The sequence below is a fragment of the Micromonospora sp. C41 genome, assembly GCF_018070485.1.
Lineage (GTDB): Bacteria > Actinomycetota > Actinomycetes > Mycobacteriales > Micromonosporaceae > Micromonospora > Micromonospora chalcea.
The window spans coordinates 310,732-329,247 of sequence record NZ_JAGPXP010000002.1 but is presented as its reverse complement, the minus strand read 5'-3'; the positions used below and the strand labels follow the sequence as shown (position 1 = coordinate 329,247).

The 18,516-nt window shown below is 68.1% G+C and carries 11 protein-coding genes; 7 read left to right on the top strand and 4 right to left on the bottom strand.

From position 1 onward, the window contains the following. Positions 1-14: 14 nt before the first annotated feature. Complete coding sequence (locus KBX43_RS03725; RefSeq protein WP_210883119.1) at positions 15-458, top strand: hypothetical protein; 444 nt, start codon at positions 15-17, stop codon at positions 456-458. 62 nt (positions 459-520) lie between these two features. Here the strand turns inward: KBX43_RS03725 and KBX43_RS03720 are convergent, their stop codons facing one another. Both KBX43_RS03720 and KBX43_RS03715 read right to left on the bottom strand, forming a co-directional pair. Further along, entirely contained in the window at positions 521-718 is a 198-nt protein-coding gene (locus KBX43_RS03720; RefSeq protein ID WP_210883117.1) for a DUF397 domain-containing protein, read from the bottom strand. Next, positions 711-1,592 carry a helix-turn-helix transcriptional regulator gene (locus KBX43_RS03715; RefSeq protein WP_210883109.1) on the bottom strand — a complete coding sequence of 294 codons (882 nt, stop codon included), beginning with the start codon at positions 1,590-1,592 and terminating at the stop codon, positions 711-713. The genes KBX43_RS03720 and KBX43_RS03715 overlap by 8 nt, the downstream gene beginning before the upstream one ends. A 483-nt stretch (positions 1,593-2,075) precedes the next feature. On the opposite strand from KBX43_RS03715, the gene KBX43_RS03710 reads away from it, so the two are divergent. The 3 genes from KBX43_RS03710 (at position 2,076) to KBX43_RS03700 (ending at position 3,658) form a co-directional block, all read left to right on the top strand. Continuing rightward, complete coding sequence (locus KBX43_RS03710; RefSeq protein WP_210883106.1) at positions 2,076-2,363, top strand: DivIVA domain-containing protein; 288 nt, start codon at positions 2,076-2,078, stop codon at positions 2,361-2,363. Continuing rightward, the gene (locus tag KBX43_RS03705; protein WP_123111931.1) at positions 2,360-2,611 is read left to right on the top strand and encodes a hypothetical protein; all 252 of its coding nucleotides are present in this window, start codon (positions 2,360-2,362) and stop codon (positions 2,609-2,611) included. The genes KBX43_RS03710 and KBX43_RS03705 overlap by 4 nt, the downstream gene beginning before the upstream one ends. Positions 2,612-3,067: 456 nt before the next feature. After that, positions 3,068-3,658, top strand: coding sequence for a hypothetical protein (locus KBX43_RS03700; protein ID WP_210883105.1), 591 nt, complete (start codon positions 3,068-3,070; stop codon positions 3,656-3,658). 18 nt (positions 3,659-3,676) lie between these two features. Here KBX43_RS03700 and KBX43_RS03695 read toward each other — a convergent pair whose 3' ends face one another. After that, complete coding sequence (locus KBX43_RS03695) at positions 3,677-4,363, bottom strand: hypothetical protein (protein WP_069089729.1); 687 nt, start codon at positions 4,361-4,363, stop codon at positions 3,677-3,679. Positions 4,364-5,854: 1,491 nt separating this feature from the next. Then, positions 5,855-7,267, bottom strand: coding sequence for a hypothetical protein (locus KBX43_RS03690; RefSeq protein ID WP_209961794.1), 1,413 nt, complete (start codon positions 7,265-7,267; stop codon positions 5,855-5,857). 378 nt (positions 7,268-7,645) lie between these two features. Between KBX43_RS03690 and KBX43_RS03685 the strand changes: the two genes are divergently transcribed. From KBX43_RS03685 to KBX43_RS03675, 3 genes are all read left to right on the top strand, one after another. After that, positions 7,646-9,718 carry a DUF262 domain-containing protein gene (locus tag KBX43_RS03685; protein ID WP_069089725.1) on the top strand — a complete coding sequence of 691 codons (2,073 nt, stop codon included), beginning with the start codon at positions 7,646-7,648 and terminating at the stop codon, positions 9,716-9,718. 161 nt (positions 9,719-9,879) lie between these two features. Continuing rightward, positions 9,880-16,305, top strand: a complete 6,426-nt coding sequence (locus tag KBX43_RS03680; RefSeq protein ID WP_210883102.1) for a DEAD/DEAH box helicase — start codon at positions 9,880-9,882, stop codon at positions 16,303-16,305. Beyond that, complete coding sequence (locus tag KBX43_RS03675; protein ID WP_210883088.1) at positions 16,305-18,473, top strand: UvrD-helicase domain-containing protein; 2,169 nt, start codon at positions 16,305-16,307, stop codon at positions 18,471-18,473. Before KBX43_RS03680 ends, KBX43_RS03675 begins: the two co-directional genes overlap by 1 nt. Positions 18,474-18,516 lie beyond the last annotated feature (43 nt).

Genomic DNA, 18,516 nt, shown 5'->3' with positions numbered 1-18,516 from the left:
CCGTAGGAGAACAGATGGCTCCGAGCAACCATCAGAAGCACCAAGCTGGGCGGCACCTCGCAGTGGCCGAAGCCCTGTTGCAGGGCTATTCGGCGAGCCTTGAGGGTCCGCAGACGTTCGTCAAGATCAACGGCAGGCGGGCGGCGGTTCAGGTCGCTGCCCAGGGCGCATGGATGATTGCAGACGTGTACAAGGCTACGGCTGCCTCGATTGACTTCTACGTGCTGGTAGATGTGACCGATGGGCGGCGGAACTTCTACGTCGTGCCCGGAGACGACCTGCGCAGTGGCATCGATGAGCGGCACCAGGAGTTCATGTCGAGAGTCGGCGGCGTACGCCCGCGTAACCCTGACAGTCGCCACACGGCGATCTACCCAGCCCAGGTGGAGGCGTGGCGGAACCGCTGGTCGCTGTTTGACCGGGCGGCCCAGCATGCGGGTGGAGACGCAAGCGCCTGAGCAACAGCGCGACGGGAGCGCCTCCGGCAACTCTGCCAGTTGCGCTCCCGTCTGACAGTGGTTCAGTGCCTGATCTTGGCAGCCCGGACGAAGCTGACCCAGGCGTCAGGCGAGAAGCTGAGGACAGGCCCGGCCGGGTCCTTGCTGTCGCGTACGGCGACGACGCCGGACAGGTTGTCGGCGATCTCGACGCAGTTTCCGTTGTTGTCGCCGCTGCGGGTGCTCTTGCGCCAGTGTGCGCCGAGCAGGTCGTCAGCCATGATGGACCTCTTCCTTGATCTTGCCGATCATCCTTCTTGATTGTTCCTCATCGAGCGAGAGGCTGACGAGGCTTGCCCAGACCTTCTCGTAGACCGCGAACTCTTCCGGCCTGTCGAGGTAGAGCGCACCGGTCACTGACTCGCTGTAGACGACGGACGGATCAGGGACGATTCGGTTGCCGAGTGGGAAGTCGAGCATGACGAAGGCGCCGGCCAGCGCACCATAATGGGCACCCGCCGACAGAGGGAGAACGCGGATCGACACGTTCGGCAGGGTCGTGCGTTCAAGGAGACGGTCGAGTTGCTCGGCCATGACTGCGGGGCTACCGACGCATCGAAGCAGCACCGCTTCCGACAAGACCCACTCAAGCTGCGGTGCCTTTGGGAGTCGCCGAACCAGGATCTCCTGACGCCGTCGGCGGACTTCCAAGACCTCCTCCAGTTCCTCGGGCGGCATGTTTGGGCGGTTCTGGTAGACGCCTCGCGTGTAGCCCGGAGTCTGGAGAAGCCCAGGGACCAGGGTGTCGTCATGTTCGCGGAGGCGGGCGGCGGCGGATTCGAGGCCGACGTACAGCTCGAACCAGTCGGGGATGGCGTCGCCGTACGAGTGCCACCAGCCCTTGGCCTTGGTCTCGTTGGCGAGGGCGACGAGGGCGGTGGTCAGCTCGGGGGTGGCGGCGTACAGCTCGCACATGGCCTTGACGTCGACGGCGCGGGTGGGGCCGAGGCCGGTCTCGATGCGCCACATCTTCTGGCGGCTGCACTGCATGGCCTCGGCCGCGCCGTCGAGGGTCATGCGGGCTTCGGTGCGCAGGTCGCGTAGCGCTCGCCCGAGCTGTCTCCTGGGGACTGTCGAGCCCATGTCGTCGGCCATCGGCCACCCCTTTCCGTGTTGCGTTTTGTTACATCCGTACGCCATCGGTGAAACGTGGAACGATTAGCTGAGAAGTGCTTGTCTTGCGCTTCGTGCTGACGAAGCGACTCACGCGTCTGACCATACAAGACGCCCCCGACAACAGCCATCACCGCGCAATTACCACGGGCGGCTGACTCTTCCGTTGCGCAACACTGCCAGGCCTTCCCGTGGAACGTCTCGCGGCTGCGGAAAAGAAAATCGGCGCAGACCGGGGAAAGTGTGGCCGCAAATGTTGCTCATTCACGGGGAACTGTCCCAGGATGGCCAGTGCGGCGGCCGAGAAACCCCCGGATCGGCCGCCGCACTCTCCAGGCAACCCCTCGCCGGCCAGCCCGGATGCCGTACCCGCTGAGCGAAGCTGCGGCGTTCGGGCGGGGTGGGTCCGCCCGTGCGGGGAGGGCGGGTGGACCCACCCATCCACGACCAGGAAGGCAGGCACCGATGAGCGTCCGCAACCAGAGGCCGTTCCCCGAGGGCGCCGGGACGACGTACCGCTCCCGCGCGTACCCCGGCCTGCTGCCGTGGCAGGTGCGTGAGCGCCGCTTCCCGCCCGCCCGGCTCGGGCGCCGCGGCCTCAACCCTGATGAGGTGTACGCCTTCCTCGACCGGGTCGCCGTCGACATGGCTGCCGTCTACGACGCGCTGGCGCAGAGCCGGCGGGAGACGCTGCGGATCAAGGTCGCGCTGCGTCGGTGGCAGTCCGAGCAGGCCGAGGGTGGTCGGCGGTGAGCGGGCGGTACGTGATCCACCTGCCCGTTGTCGCCGCCGACCTGCCGGCCGCTCAGCGCCTGGCCCGGGTCGTCGGCCGGTGGATCACCGTGCTGCCGATGATGGACCCGGGGGAGATGACCGTCTCGGAGGAGGACGAGCAGTTCCTGCGGCACCGGGTCTTCTGCGATCTGCGGATGCCGGGCGGGCGGCGCTGCGTGCTCCGCGACGGCCACGACGGCGAGTGCTCCCGCCGCCTGCGCCGCTGACCTGCAAAGGTAACGCGACTGTGTCGTGAAAATTGAGCAGCCATGAAGGCACGAGAAGCCAAGCCGCCGCCGCAACGCCTATCCGCTGACATGACTATTCTTCGCAACCGCGACCGCAACACAATTGCGACACCTGACCCTGCAAGACCACGTCGCGCTAGTCGCGCTCGTGCAATTCCCATGCCGGGGCCGTGAAGACGACGTACTTCCGAAAACCGCGAATGCGCACCCGTATATTTTCTGACAGTCATTCCGGCCGGGCGTGGTGATGATTGTCAGATGCCGAAGTGCCGCGCGCGGTGCCAGGACAACACCCTCTGCAAGAACCGTGTACGGATCGCGGGGATTCGTTGCCACAAGCACCCCGGGATGCCGGAGGCGGGCCCACGGCATCCCAAAGAGAGGAAGACTCGGGGTAGTGCCCGCGCGTCACACCCGAGGCGGCGGGTCACCGGCATGAGCGCAGCGCCCCGAGGAGTCGGCGGCGGTGCCAGGCAACGTCGCGAGCAGGAGCGGGTCCAGAAGGCCGCCGACTTCTGCGCCTCCGTCCTCACCGACGGGTGGGTCGAGGTCGTGTCGGACCGCGCCACGGATTACGTGACCGAGGAGACCTGGAAGCGACTCTTCAGCCGCCGACGGCGGAGGCGGTGCAAGCTGCTGGCACGCATGGCCGGGGCGATCCTGGCGGGCAAGAAGAAGCTGCACGACCTGGTCGGAGCGGTCGCCGCTTGGCTCGCCTCACTTCTGGGCGGCGACCGGGTCGTGCAGTCGTTCGCCCGCGAACTCGCGTCCCGCATCCCGCTGCCCCCGGACGCCAAGATGGTCGCTACGGCCCGCGGGCTCCAGGTGGCCGGGGTGCTGTTGTGCGTGGTGAACGGGGACGACCTGACGAGATGCCAGTGCTTCATCGATCTCGCGCTTGAGGAAGCCAAGACTCAGGTCAAGAAGATCCTCGTCGCCGCGCTGGAGGACTGGACCGACCTGGCGCAGTTTCCGGCCAAGCCCTCCGTTGCCGAGCGAGGCGCGTACGGGACGGCCGGTGGCTGACGGCAGCGCGTACCCCCGTTATGGCCACGACGGCGGGGGCGGGCCGAACGCGCGGCGGCTGGCCTTCACCGCGAGGGTGGCCATAGCGGCGTTGGCGCCGCCACCGATCAACGCGCCGATCCCGAACGGCGCCACCCGCCCGAGAACGATGATTCCCTGCTTGGTTCCGTACTTCGTGATGAAGTTCTTGCCCAGGATCTTGTTGATCTGCCGCAACGTCTCCAGCGGCACCTTCGCGACGACCTGGCGGCCCCAGTGTTGCCCGGTGCGCTCCGCAACCTTGGTGATGGTGGCGGAGCCGGATCCACCGAGCATGATGCCCATGACGATGGTGCGGCGGCGTTCGATTTCGTCGATGCCGACTCCATGGACTTCGGCGATCGAGAGCGCGAAGAGGGCGCTCAGTTCGAGGGAGGAGAGCACCTCGCCGGCCGACAGCGCCAGGGCGATGCCCGTTCCGACGCCGGGCGCGGCAGCAGCGCCACCGACCGCGGCGCCCGTACCGGTCAACGCGCTGACGTACATCCGCTCCAGGTTGCGGATCACCTCTTCAGGTGTCGCCTCCGGGTTCCGCTGGCGGGCCCGGGCGATGTTCTTGCGTACCAGCGGGCTCTGGACGGCGATGGCCTTGTCCAACAGGTCGAGGACCCGCTGCCCGGGTACGGCTGCTTCCGAAACCGATCCGTCGGGGGCATCCGAGGTCATGCCGGGAACTCCTTGGGGTCGAGGCGCGTGGGGGTGGGCGGTCTGAGCCACGTCGCGCTCGGCCGCAGTGGGTCAGGCTACGCGGGCGCACGTGGCCGCCGATAGATCAGAAGCGTCCGTCCACTCGGTACGAAAGGCCACTCGGCGACCACGTCATGTTCATCCGCTCCCACCGATGTCACCTTGACCCCATCGGTCGTCGCGCCGGGCCGCTGTATCGGCTCGGCGCAACGGTTCGGCGGCTGATCTGAACGGTTGGCGTTGTCAGGAACAACGGCACGACCCGAGTGGTGAAGGCACGACGCCACACGCAAAGCAGGCGTCGGGGCGCGGAGTCCGCACGGTCCGAAGCGGGGGCGGAACCTGGATCCTTCGGGGTGGTGGCGTGGGCGCGGGTGGGCTCGGGGGGAGAGACTTCCGAACGGCTTTGACCTGCCTTTCGGTGGCCTTCGGCCAGCCAGACGCTCTGACCTCCTGGGTCAACCTCCTGGTGTTTAGGCCAGGGCGGCTCACCAGGACGGCACGGACCACATCTGCCAGGGTGCGTCGCTCGCGACGGCTGGATGTGTCGGTCTTCGCCGGCTTTCGGGTGGCGGTAGGGGGAGAGACCGCATCGATGGTTCCTCGGGCCTTCGTCTTCGGCGGAAAGTTGGTAGGCGGGTGGATCACCGTGACGGTTCCGCCGTCCATCGTTCTCGTCTTCGCCGGCTTCGGGTTCGCGCTCGGCGGGGTGGTCGCCGTCGTGGCCCCACGTGACTGCGAGCTCGGCCGGGCCGGGTGCGCACGCAGCGCCTTGCGTACCTGTTCTTCGGAAACGTCGAGCCAGCCGCGCTGCCGGAGGTGCCGGACGAGCGTCTTGTCCTTGATGCCGGGCATCCGGCGCTGGAGCTCGCGGGCGGCATCCGCCAAACCGCGTTGGGTGGGCACTGTGCCACGAAGGCCGCCCCGCGAGGTGGAGGCGGAACGGCGCGAAGGGCGGACAGCCGCCGGCCGCTCCGACGGCTTCAACCGGTCGAGCCAGGAGTCGGGAGTGCGGTCAGGCCGGTCGTCATTGTCCCAGTCACGCCGGAAGTCGGCCGAATCGCGGCCCTCCGCGTTGGCATACCAGTCGCCGATGGTGCGCCGCATGACCACGGTGGCCTCCGATGTCGTCGGGTGCGTGACCACGTATGTGAGGCTGTCGACACTATGGCGGACGTGCTGCGGCGGGAATTCACCGAACGTTCTGGCCGGCTGACGAACGGCTCCTTCGTTCGTACGGCGATCTGACTGATCCGCGTGATTGGTCGATCACGATCAACGGGCGTCAACCTTTTGCGTACGGTTGTAGGTTGTTCCGCATCTCGGATGCTGGCTTTGCGCGCCGGTGAAGTGGTCTCAACGAGATGTGGGTAGAAGGTGTATGGCATCGGGCGGCCGGGACGGACATCGCGAAATGACCTACCCGCGGTTTAGCACGAAACCGGTTCGTCGGGGGGGCGGCCGCCCTGATCAGTGCCTCTCTGCGCGTCGCACGGCGAGGACCGTGCCATCGCGGCCGACCGACAGCACCCCGCCGTTCAGCGGGGTTCGCGCCCACTGGCGAAAGGTTTGCGGTGCGGCGCGGAAATACGCGCCGAGCTGACCGTCCGCGAGCTGCCGGTAGAGGCTGCTCTCCACACCGCGGAAGACCTCCAGAATCTCGCCGTCCGGCAGGGGTGCTCGGTAGCGGGTGCCCTCCGCTCGCAGACCGTTGGGCAGCCGGAGCGTACGCGCAGTGCTCGACGCCCACGGCAGGTCGATCTTGAACAACGTCTGCTGGCCGAGATCGGGCTGTTCGTCACGCTGACGAGGTGTCGCGTACGCACGCGCGGTGCCGTTGTCCCCGGCAAAGAGGAGTGCCGTCGCCGCTGCGGCGCGGGTCAGGATCTGGGTGAACCAGCCACGCCGGTCAGCGGGAATGTCGAACACGTCGGGGCGACCGGGGGGCAGATCCTCAGCAGGGGAGACGTCCGAAGCCTCGGCCCGGAGATCGGCGTCGGCCGGCACCTCCCAGGTGCGGCCCTCGTCGGGCGGTGCGGGTTGCGGCCTCCAGTCCTGGTCGCCGGGTGCACCACCCAGCAGCTCGTCCAGCTCGTCGTCCGCGCCCGACCACAGCTCGTCGTCCCCCGGCGGGTCAAGCACGTACGAGGTGATCCGTGTCCGGGACAGGTAGGAGGCCACCATGAGTGACGGCTGGCTGCGCCCGCCCACCCGCAGCGCGTTCACCTGGACGGCCGCGCGGGCGAGCTGTCCGTGCGCGAAGCCCGGGGACTGGTGGGTGCCCTTGCACTCCAGCACGACGATCTTCATGCCGTTGCGTCGGCCGGAGCGGTGGTGCCCCAGCAGGATGTAGTCCGGTCGTTTCGTGGTCCTCGGCATGGTGGCGACCTCGCCCACGCCGTCGAGGAAGCCGGCCTTCAACGCGACCTCCGCGTCGACGGCGTGGAAGTCCCAGCGCGGATGCTGCCGTCGCAGCACCTCCTTCGCCACTACCAGGGCCAAGCCGATGCCCAACTGCTCCGACTGGGCCACCTTGTGGTGATGAACGACGTTGCCAGCATGCTGGGACAACGCGAGATGACCATCGCGTACGTCCAGCGTCGCGCAGTAGCGCACATGAGCCCAGTGTCGGGCCACCTGCGCCAGCGGCGACGCGGTCAGGAGCGTGGTGGCCACGCCCAGTTCGTGCAGCACCTGTGCCGGACTGGTGCGAATCGCGGCACCGATGCGGATCGGTATCGGCGGTTTGCCGTAGCGGTAGGCATCGTTGTCCCGGGCGCGTTCCTTGGCGTACGCGAGCACGTCGCTGACGAGTTGCTCGGAGGACTCGGCCGCGAGCGTCGACTCGGCACCGAGAGAGCGCACCAGTGATTCGATCTTCACGCTTACCCCCAGGGTGAGGCACAGCGTTCGTCTCGGACACCCAGGGTTGCCGATCAAGTGCTCACTGTCAATGTGGTCGGCCTGCCGCGCGGAGGGTTCCCGTTGAGTCCGGGCATCCCTGGGCGATGGCAGCCGACGTCAGGAGCAACGGCACGATCCCAGCTGGAAGGGTGCCAAAGCTGCAGGCGAGGCAGGCGTCGGGACGCTACGGAGGGGGAAGCGGCTACCCGTATCGGCGCTCGTGGCGATTTCGGCGACGAGGTCGAACAGCCGATATTCCTACAGTCTCATTGACACCATCCGGAATGGACCGGTAGCAGTACTGGGCACGGCTTCCGCGCCCGCGCGGCTGAGCTGCATCGTCCCCGGGGAGATTACTTGAAGGCGAACGAGACGACCGTCCGAAACCTGCTGCAAGGCGAGAAGCAGTATGTCGTACCGCTCTACCAGCGCCGCTACAGCTGGAAGCGCAAAGATCTCGCACAGGTTTGGGCTGACGTGATGCGGGTGACGGAGGTGAGTGACAACGCCACACACTTCCTCGGTTCGGTGGTCCTCGCGCCGAGTCCGGCTAACACGCCGACCGGCGTGCAGAGCTGGCTCGTCGTGGACGGGCAACAACGGTTGACGACACTGAGTATTCTGCTGTGTGCGATTCGGGATCACGTTCAAGAGTCCGATGCGCAGCTAGCGGCCAAGATCGACGACATGTACCTGTTCAACAAGTATGCGTCGGGGATGGAGCGATACACGCTTCTACCCACGAAGGCCGACCGAGCGGCGTGGTTGGCGCTCGTGGAAAGGGACCCTGGTGCTGGTGGTGAGGATCGGATCGGCGAGGCCTATCGCTTTTTTCGGGCCGCGCTCGTCCAAGCCGACGACCCGGACGATGACCATGATCTGATTCGGATCGAGCAGGCGGTAGCGGCGAGGTTGAGCCTCGTGGAAATCGCCGCGCACCCGGATGACAACGTCCACCGCATCTTCGAGTCACTCAACTACACCGGCCAGCCGCTAACCCAGGCAGACCTGCTGCGAAACTACCTCTTCATGCGCCTGCCCGCTCGGGGTGACCACGTCTACGAACGGCATTGGCTGCCGCTTCAGGAGTTGCTCACGGATAAGCAGCTTGAGGACCTGGTCTGGCTGGACCTGGTGCTCCGTGGGGACGACCGCGCCACCCAGGAGGCGATTTACCAGTCGCAGCAGCTGCGCCTCGGCCAATTGTCCGGTGAGGCTGCGATCGAGGAGTGGATCATCGATCTCCACCACAAAGCGCGCCTGTTCCGCAAGATTCTGAAGCCGGGCGAAGTCGCAGATCCGATCCTGCGGCGGGCGTTGGACCGGCTCGACCGCTGGGGTGCGGCAGTGGTCCACCCCATCGCTCTCTATGTCCTGCTGGCGCACGAGGCGCGCCGCCTCAGCTCGGCCGAAGCCGCTGATGCACTACGGGTCGTCGAGAGCTACCTGGTCCGTCGCATGATCGCGGGCATCGCCAGTGCCAACACCAATCGAATCTTGATGTCGCTGGTCAAGGACCTGGGAGAACAGGTCCCCTCGGCCAAAGCGATCACGCGGGCGCTTTCAGGGGTCCGGAAGAAGTTCCCCACCGACCAGTACATCCGCGAAGCCGTGCTGGTGAACAGCTTCTACTGGCTGGGGCGCGGTCCGCAGCGCAGCTACGTGCTGCGCTGCATTGAGGAGGACTTCGAGCACAAGGAGCCCATCAACTTCGACACCGCGAAGGTCACCATCGAGCACGTGTTGCCGCAGTCCCTGACGGACGAGTGGCGGGAGATGCTGGCTCCCGACCTGGAGGCCGACGAGACGGTCGAGGAACTACACAGCTCTCTGGTGCACACTCTCGGGAATCTCAGCCTGACCGCGTACAACCCCAAGCTGGCCAACGACGGATTCGAGGCCAAGAAGAAGATCCTCCGCGACAGCGGACTCGCGATGAATCGTGAAATCGCTGACTCGCCCCGGTGGGGTCGAACGGAGATCCTCGCGCGTGGCCGAGCCCTCGCTGACCGAGTCCTGCTCATTTGGCCGGGCCCCGACGAATCGGCCGCGGTGACTCCACCCAGCCCACGCTGGTCCCTGATGAACCAGGCGCTTGCCAGCATTCCTGCCGGCCGCTGGACCAGCTACTCGGACATCGCGGAGGTGATCGGCGTATTCCACCGCGCGGTTGCCGGACGCCTCGCCAGTGTCCAGGTTCCGAACGCCCATCGAGTCTTGAAGATCGACGGCGCCATCTCGGCAGACTTCCGCTGGCCCGACCCTCAACGCCGAGACGACCCACGGACCGTGTTGGAGGCCGAGGGTGTGCGCTTCGACCATGCGGGTCGGGCGGCAGCTGACCAGCGGATGACCGCCACCGAACTAGCACGCGAGGTTGGTCTCGACACCAGCGAAGACGGGGAAGGCGAGGAGCCGGCAGCCGCATAACGAGCCTGCCCGCGCGTCGAGGTGATCGATGCTGGCGGGCAGGAATGCGAAGATGCGCTCCCGACTACTGCCTGTCGCGAATCTGACTTGTGCGTGGTTCAGCCCATCCGGCAGGTCAGAGCCCGGTAAGGGGTGAAGTAGCATGCGGCGGTGATCCGCTCATGAGACCGACGATCGCCGCCGACACCCTGCGCCAGACCCTCACCCAGTACCTGACCACGACCTTCGGTCTGACCGAGGACGGCGTACGCCAAGGCCTGGAAGGCTTCCTTTCTCACCAGCAGCAGGGCATCTTCCGCGGGCCGTACCTGCGGATCCGCACCCCCTTCCGCCCGGCGGTGGGTGACTGGCGCGCGTGCCTCGACTGGGCGCCGGCCGACTTCACTCCCTACCTGCACCAGGCGAAGGCCTTCGCCCGGCTCTCGACCCGGGGCAAGGCGGCCGAGCCGACCCTGATCACCACCGGCACCGGCTCGGGAAAGACGGAGTCGTTTCTGATCCCGGTGCTCGACCACTGTCGTCGGCAGCGCCAGCAGGGGCGGGCCGGTGTCAAGGCGATCCTGCTCTACCCGATGAACGCCCTGGCGACCGACCAGACGCAGCGCATCAACGATCTGCTGACCGATCCAGCGCTGGCGGGGATCACGGCCGGCCTCTACATCGGGGACGTCGCGGCCATCGAGTACCGCCACGTGATGACGAGGCGGTCGGAGATGCGGCGGACCCCGCCGGACATTCTGATCACCAACTACAAGATGCTGGACCTGCTGCTCCAGCGCGGTGACGACCTGCCGCTGTGGGAGGGCGCGGAACCGGCATACGTAGTGCTGGACGAGTTCCACACCTACGACGGCGCCCAGGGTACGGACGTGGCGATGCTGCTGCGCCGGCTCGGTGCCGCGCTCGGGCTGGCCGAGGCGGACCGTCCGCTGGGTGGCATCTGCCCGGTTGCCACCTCCGCCACCCTGGGTGAGGGTGGTGGCCGGGACGGCCGTACGGCCATCCGGGAGGTCGCCGAGCAGGTGTTCGGCGTGGCCTTCGACGCCGATTCACTCGTCGGTGAGGACCGCTACGAGCCCGGCGAATTCATGGACCACCAGGACTTCGGGCTGCCCCTGCCCACCCCGGAACAGCTCGCCGCAGTCGACGACCGGAACCCGGGGCTCATGGCCGAGGTCGCCGAGCTGGTGGTCGGCCAGCGCTGCGCCGACGATCCGGCGCGCCTGGGGGAGCTGCTGCGCCGGCATCCGCTCACCAAGGCGGTGCTCGACTCGCTCCAGGCCCGGCCTTGCACGCTCGAAGAGATCATCGACGTGCTGCCCCGGAAGAACGCCACCGGCTGGGGCAGCGCCATGAAGACGCGGCCGGAGGTGACCGCCAAGGCAATCGCCCGGTTCGTGGGCCTGCTGTCGCTCGCTGAGAACCCGGAGGTACCGGGTCGTCCGCTGCTCAACATCGAGACGCACCTGTGGGTGCGGTCCGTCTCGCGGCTGCTGCGCGGCACGTCCCGTCAGCCTGCCTTCGGCTGGTACGGCGAGCCGCCCCGGGAAATCGACCCGTACGTGCCGGACGCCGACGTCGTCATCGCCGACAACCGCTACCCGCGCCTGCCGGCTGTCTACTGCCGGCACTGCGGACGGTCCGGCTGGATGGCGCTGTCGCCGGAGAAGGACCCGCAGGAACTGGAGACCGATCCGGACAAGATTTACCGAGCCAGTGTCGGACGGGACAAGCGCCGGGTCCGCGCGCTGATCGCCGCCACCGACGACGAGATCCAGCAGCGCACCGGAGGGCTGCTGGTGCTGGAGTACGGCCGGCGGGTCCGCCCGTTCGACGAGCAGCGCGACCGGGTGCGGTCCGCCGACGCGCTGGTCGTGCTCGGCGACCTCGGTGCGATCGACGCAGCGGAGAAGGATCGTTGCCCGTCCTGCTCGATGGACCACGGCATCCGCTTCCTCGGCGCCGGGCTGGCCACGCTCGCCTCGGTGGCCATCACCCAGCTGTTCACCGGCGGGGAGCTCGACGAGCACGAGAAGAAGACGCTGCTGTTCAACGACTCGGTGCAGGACGCCGCGCACCGGGCCGGGTTCGTCGCCAACCGGTCGTACGCCTTCTCCCTGCGCTCGCTGCTCGCCAGCCGCCTGCGGCCCGGACAGTCGGTGGGGCTGGACGACCTCTTCGTCGAGATGATCGAGAAGGCCGCCGAACCGGAGATCCTTTCCACTGTCGTACCACCCGACCTGCACGATCGGCCGGACGTCGACAGCCTGCTCGCCGGTGAGCACAACGGCACCCGAGAGACCTGGTCGCTGATCAGCGAGCGGCTCGTCTTCGCCACCGTGATGGAGACCGGTCTGCGTTCCCGTCAGGGCCGCACCCTGGAGCTGACCCGCAGCGTCGCCGTCGAGGTGGCCCTCGACGATCCCGCGAAGGCCACCGGGATCTGTCGCGACGTGCAGAGGACCGCCCCGGGGCAGCTCGGTGGCACGCCTGCGGACGATGCCCGCTACCTCGCCTTCCTCCGCGGCCTGCTGGAGCGGCTGCGCACCCGTGGCGCGATCTACCACGAGTGGCTGGTGCCATACCTCAAGCGGGGCGGCACCCGGTGGCAGGTGTGGGGCGGCCGGCCTGCCGGCATGCCCGCCTTCCCGCGCGGCGTGTCCGCGCCCGCCTTCCTGCTCGCGACGCCGAAGTCGAAGTCCGAGTTCGACGCGATCACCGCTCGGGGCAACTGGTATCAGGACTGGACCTCGCGATGCCTCGGCATGGATCTCGCCGCGGCAGCCGCCTACCTGTCCAGCCTGATGCCGGCGTTGGCCGCCGCCGGCATCGTCGCGGTCGGCGACACCGAGGACGGCAACCAGGTGTACGGCCTGACGCCCGGCCACCTGCGCGTCACCCGGCTTGATGACGACGCCGCCAAACAGGCGGGGGTCGCCTGCGACACCTGCCACTGGCAGCAGACGGAACACCCGGACCGGGTGGCCGGATGGGTCGGCCAGCCCTGCCGGCAGTACCGCTGCCGCGGCCTGCTGCGGGCCGCCCACGACGACACCGCGCCGGACGACTACTACCGGCGGCTCTACCTGGAGAGCTCGGTCTTCCGGGTCGTCACCGGCGAGCACACCGGCATGCTCACCCGCGCCCAGCGGGAGAACGTGGAGAAGCAGTTCCGCGACGGCAGGCGGTACACCGACCCGAACGTCCTGTCCTGCACGCCCACCCTGGAAATGGGCATCGACATCGGGGCCCTGTCCGCGGTGGTGCTCGCGTCGCTCCCGCACGGACCGGCGAACTACGTACAGCGGGCCGGCCGGGCCGGCCGGAAGAGCGGCAACGCTCTCGTGCTCACGCTCGTCGGCCGCAGTGAGCGGGACCGCTACTACCTGACCGAGCCGAGAGACATGATCGCCGGGCAGATCGTGCCGCCCGGCTGCTTCCTGTCCGCCGTGGAGATCCTGCGCCGGCAGTACCTGGCGCACCTGATCGACCTGGCGGCGCGCGGCCGGCTGCCCGGAGTGCTGCCCATGCCACGCCGCGCGCACGTACTCTTCGGCCCGAGCGGTTGGCTCGCCAACCTCGCGGAAGCGGCCCGGCGCGACGGCGTCGACCTGGTTACGGGCTTCCTGGCGCTCTTCGGCAACAAGATCATGACCTCCGCCGTCGAGGAACTGCGGGAGTTCGCCGTCGACGGGATCGTCCACCGGGTCAAGGAGGCGGACGAGACCTGGGAGCTCCGGTTGGCGGACCTGCGACGTCGGCTCCGGGAGATCGCCAAGGCCCGTGCCACGCTCGTACCCAGCGACCCCGATCACGCCCGCGAGATCCGGATGCTGAAGGCGGAGGAAGCCGCTGTCCGCCGTCGGCTGCGCGATGTGAGCGCCGCTGCCGCCCACGGCACGCTGGTCGAGTTCGGGCTGCTCCCGAACTACGCGCTCATCGACAGCCGTACCGATCTCGAAGCGACATTGACCTGGGAGGAGCAGGTCGACGGTGACCGCCGGTTCCACAGCGAGCTGCGCGAGTACGCACGCCCGGCCCGTCCGGCCCTCGTCGAGATCGCCCCCGGCAACAGCTACTACGTCCGGGGCTACAAGCACGAGATCTCCGGGCTCGACGTCGGCCCGCCCGACCGGCCGACATACGAACAGTGGCGGATCTGCGCGCAGTGCGGGTACGTGCGTACCCACCTGGCCAAGGAGGACACCAGCGCATGCCCGCGCTGCGCGGACCGGGGCATCGCCGATCACGGCCGGTTGTTCCACGTGCTGCAGCCGAAACGGGTCTACAGCCGGGACAAGCGCGACGACGCCCGCATCCGGGACGACAGCGACGACCGGGACCGCCGCTTCTACGCCACCACCGTCGCCGTCGACATCGACCCGGCCAAGGTGGGATCGTCCTGGCGGCACGCGCACGACACCTTCGGCGTCGACTACAGCCGCCACGCGGTGATCCGCCACTTCAACCTCGGGGCCCAGCGCTACGACCGGGCTGCCGAACTATTCGCCGGCGAGGAGGTGCGGATCAACAGGTTCCACACCTGCACGTCCTGTGGCGGCACCACCGTTGACGGAGCTCCGGTGACCGGCCAGCAGCTCGCCGCGCAGGCCTCAGGTGCCACGGTCATCCAAGGGGCTGAACACCACCGACCCTGGTGCCCGTACCGGCGGTCCGCCGCCGGGCCGGACACGCACGTCGACCTGGTCCTGGCGCACGAACTGGAGACCGAGGCGCTGCGCATCCTGATCCCGGCAGCGACCGCGATGGTGCAGGAGCGGTTGCTGTCCTTCGCGGCGGCGGTCCGGCTCGGCATCGCGGCCCAGTACGGCGGCGAGCCCGCCCACCTGCAGACCGTCTCTGCCACTATGCCGGACGGCCAGAGCGACGGCACCCGCAACTTCGTTGTCGTCTACGACACCCAGCCGCAGGGCACCGGCTACCTGCACCGCCTTGCCGAGCCCGAAGAGTTCCGGGCCGTCCTGCGTCTGGCCCGCCGGCAGATCGCCGACTGCGAGTGCCGCAACGAGGCGAAGCCGGTATGTCACAGGTGCCTGCTGCGCTACGCCCGCAACGAGCACTTCGCGCTGATGAGCCGCGACGAGGCGCTCGGTATGCTCGACAAGCTGCTCGACAGCTGGGGTGTCGAGGAGGGCACCCGCACCGACGAGATCTCGCTGATCCATCAGGTGGAGAGCGAGCTGGAGTTGCAGTTCCTCACCAAGCTGCTGGCCCTCGGCGAGACACCGGGCTCGGGGTTGCGCATCGACCGGCGGCGGGATCACGACGGCGCCCGGATCGCCGACCTGCGATTCGTCAGTGACGGCGGGCAGAGCGTCACACACTGGCAGATGAAGCTGCAGAACACCGTCCGCGGCACCCGGCCGGACGTGCACTTCACGCGCCTGGACGCGCCGTCCCCAGAAGTGGCGGTCTACCTCGACGGGTTCAAGTACCACGCCTCGCCGCAGTACAACAGACTGGCCGACGACGCTGACAAGCGCGCGCGCCTGCGTGCCCACGGCTATCTCGTCTTCGCCGCCACCTGGGACGACGTCAAGACGTGGGGAAGCGGTGACGGGTCGGGCCGGTGGACGCCGTACGGCGGCGTCTCCAAGCAGACCGCCCGCGAGCGGTACCGGCAGTTCCTGCCCGGGGCCGACCCGGACGAGTTGGAACAGACCATCTGGACCAATCCGATCGAACAGCTGATGCGGTTCCTCGCCGAGCCTGACCTCATCCGGTGGCAGCGGCGCGCGGAAGCTGTTCTGACGGGCCTGTTGAAGCAGGCTCGGGACAAGTCCACCACCGACTCCAGTGGTGTCGCGCAACGAGTGGTCGCTTCCCTCCGGGACGAGCCCCTGCCCGCTGCCGCTGCGGCACGGCACATCATGGTGGCCCGTGCGCAGGACAGCGCCGGCTGCCCGATGACCGTGGTGATGGATGCCCGCACCAAGCCGCTGCCTACGTGGTCAGCGCTCGCCCTGGTGAACGATCTACCGGGCGCGATAACCGACGGCGCACACAAGGCCCGCTGGGCCGCATGGCTCACCTGGGGCAACGTCATCCAGTTCCTCACGCCCGCCGGGGGTGACGCGGGACAGCTCGCGGTCTCCGCGCTCGATTCGTTCGACCCGATGTCGCTGGCCGTTACCGAGGGCACCGGGCTTGTGTCGGCGCAGCGGGCTCTGCCACTGGACGACGAGACCGCCACCTGGTTGGGTACCGCGCCGCAGCCGCCGAGCACCGTGACGGAACCGGTCGAGGACGAGTCGCCGTGGCAGGACGTCCTGCGCTACATGGACCGCGAGGAGAGCACGCTGGAATTGCTGGTGCAGCAGTTGGCGCGGCAGAACCTGCCCGTCCCGGTCGTCGGCTACGAGCTGGGTGATCAGGCATGGCCGGCCGAGCTGGCCTGGCCGGAGCGGCGGATCGCCGTCGTACTGACCGGCGCGCCCGACGACCCGGAGACGGAGGACCGCGACCGGGCGTACACGGAAGCGGGCTGGCATGCGCGTACCGCGCGGGAATGGTCGGCCGAGGAACTGGCGGCGCAGCTCGCGGCGACGAGTGGGGGAGAGGTCTGATGAGCACCGGAGCGATGCTGCGCATCCTGGACCGCGCGGACAAGGAGGTCATGAAGTTGACCCGCGCCGACATCGGCGCGGTGTACGAGTTCATGCACAAGTTCCGCAACAACCCGGACAATCCCGGGCTGAAGCTGAAGTCGCTCAACGGTGACTCGCGACTGATGTCCGCCCGGGTCAACCGTGACTACCGGGCGCTCCTGCTGCACATCGCCGACCGGGACTATCTGCTCGTCGCGGTCAAGCACCGGGGCGAGGTGTACGACGACCTGTCGCGCTACGCGTACCGGATCAACCGGGTGACCGGTGGCATCGAAGTCGTCGACCTGGCACCGGTGGGAGACAGCATCGTCGGCCGGGTCGTCCCGCCGGAAGCCGAACCGACGCCGACGCAGAAGCCGCTCTTCGACGCCTACAGCGACGCCCAGCTCCTGGAACTGGGCGTGTCCGAGCCGCTGCTGCCGCAGATCCGGGAACTCACCACCGAGGCCGAGTTGCTCGAACTGCTCGATCGTGCGCCGCAGCTCACGACAGATGTCCTCTTCGCGCTCTTCGACGGCAAGCCCTACGAGGAGGTGCTCCAGCAGGTCACCGAGCCGGTACGCGCGGACGAGCCGGTGGACCTGGAGGACTTCGCGGCGGCCGTGCAGCGCCCCGCGACGCAGGTGACGTCAGACGACGAGGCCCTGCAAGCGATCATCGGGGAGGCATTCGAGCGCTGGCAGATCTTCCTGCACCCGACGCAGCGGAAGCTTGTCGAACGCAGGTACAACGGCCCGGCCCGCGTCGGTGGGGGCCCGGGCACCGGCAAGACCATCGTCGCGCTGCACCGGGTGGCCCATCTTGCCCGGCACTTGCCGCCGGGGACCGACAAACCGATCCTGCTGACCACCTTCAACCGCAACCTCGCCGCCGATCTCAGGACCCGTCTTCTGGCACTCGGCGGTCAGGAACTGGTGGCCCGGGTGGACATCACCAACATCGACCGGCTGGCCAGCCGCGTCGTTACCGAGGCCAAGGCGGGCGCGAACCGTAACGTCGTCAGCGACAATCAGGTGCCCGACCTCTGGGGTGAGTTCCTGCTTGAGACCAGCGCCTCCGGCTGGGACGCGGACTTTCTCGCCGCCGAGTGGACACAGGTGATCCTCGGGCAGGTGCTGAATTCGCGCGCGGAGTACTTCAAAGCGCGCCGGCCCAACCGGGGCCGCAGCCTCACCCGGATGGAACGGGATCAGATCTGGCAGCTGACTGAGCGGTTCACCTCCTGGTTGGAGGCCCGCGGTGTCTGGACCTGGCGCCAGGTGGCTCAGCGGGCAGCGCGTCTGGAGATGGACCGGGCGGCGGAGTCCGGCGAGTCGTCCGGTGGGTTCCGGCGCCCTCGCTACCGCCATGTCGTGGTGGACGAGGCTCAGGACCTCAGCGCGGCGCACTGGAAGATGCTGCGAGCCATGGTGCCCCCTGGCCCCGATGACCTCTTCCTCACGGGTGACACCCATCAGCGCATCTATGACAACCACGTCACGCTCGGCAGCCTCGGCATCAACATCCGCGGCCGGTCGTCCCGTCTCACGCTGAGCTATCGCACCACCAGGCAGATCCTCGCCGACGCGCTCCAGATCATGACCGGGGAGGTATACGACGACTTGGACGGAGGCGAGGAGGACCTGGCGGGCTACCGTTCCCTTCTGCGGGGTGCCCGGCCGGTGTTCCACGGTGCCGCGACCTGGACGCAGGAGCAGGACTTGATCGTCACGCACCTGCGATCCTGGGGCAACCCGGTCGACGGATCGCTGGCCATCTGCGTCCCCACCCGGGAACTGGCGGCCGACGTGCTGAGCCGGGTGGAAGCCGAAGGCCTGCCCGCTGTCGAGATCGGCCCGGATGGCCCGAAGCAGCCGGACGGCATCCACGTCGGCACCATGCACAGGTTCAAGGGACTCGAATACCAGCGCATGATCATCGCCGGGGTCAGTGACGGTCTGGTGCCCCGGCAGGTGATCAGCCGGTACCGGGACAGCGATCCGAAGCGGTACCAGCGGGAACGCCAGCGCGACCGGTCCCTTCTCTTCGTCGCCGCTACCCGACCCCGCGACGAGTTGGCGGTGTTCTGGCACGGCACTCCGAGCCCGTTCCTCACCTCTCGTCTCGTGCAACGAGAGGCGACGTGACAGTCTGCCGGTGGTGAGGCCGGGGCCGACGTACGACTAGAGA

Excerpts from the sequence above, each read along its gene's own strand:
- KBX43_RS03710 (WP_210883106.1), top strand. The coding sequence starts at position 2,076 with ATGAGCGTCCGCAACCAGAGGCCGTTCCCCGAGGGCGCCGGGACGACG.
- KBX43_RS03675 (WP_210883088.1), top strand. The coding sequence starts at position 16,305 with ATGAGCACCGGAGCGATGCTGCGCATCCTGGACCGCGCGGACAAGGAG.
- KBX43_RS03715 (WP_210883109.1), bottom strand. The coding sequence starts at position 1,592 with ATGGCCGACGACATGGGCTCGACAGTCCCCAGGAGACAGCTCGGGCGA.
- KBX43_RS03720 (WP_210883117.1), bottom strand. The coding sequence starts at position 718 with ATGGCTGACGACCTGCTCGGCGCACACTGGCGCAAGAGCACCCGCAGC.
- KBX43_RS03725 (WP_210883119.1), top strand. The coding sequence starts at position 15 with ATGGCTCCGAGCAACCATCAGAAGCACCAAGCTGGGCGGCACCTCGCA.
- KBX43_RS03700 (WP_210883105.1), top strand. The coding sequence starts at position 3,068 with ATGAGCGCAGCGCCCCGAGGAGTCGGCGGCGGTGCCAGGCAACGTCGC.
- KBX43_RS03695 (WP_069089729.1), bottom strand. The coding sequence starts at position 4,363 with ATGACCTCGGATGCCCCCGACGGATCGGTTTCGGAAGCAGCCGTACCC.
- KBX43_RS03680 (WP_210883102.1), top strand. The coding sequence starts at position 9,880 with ATGAGACCGACGATCGCCGCCGACACCCTGCGCCAGACCCTCACCCAG.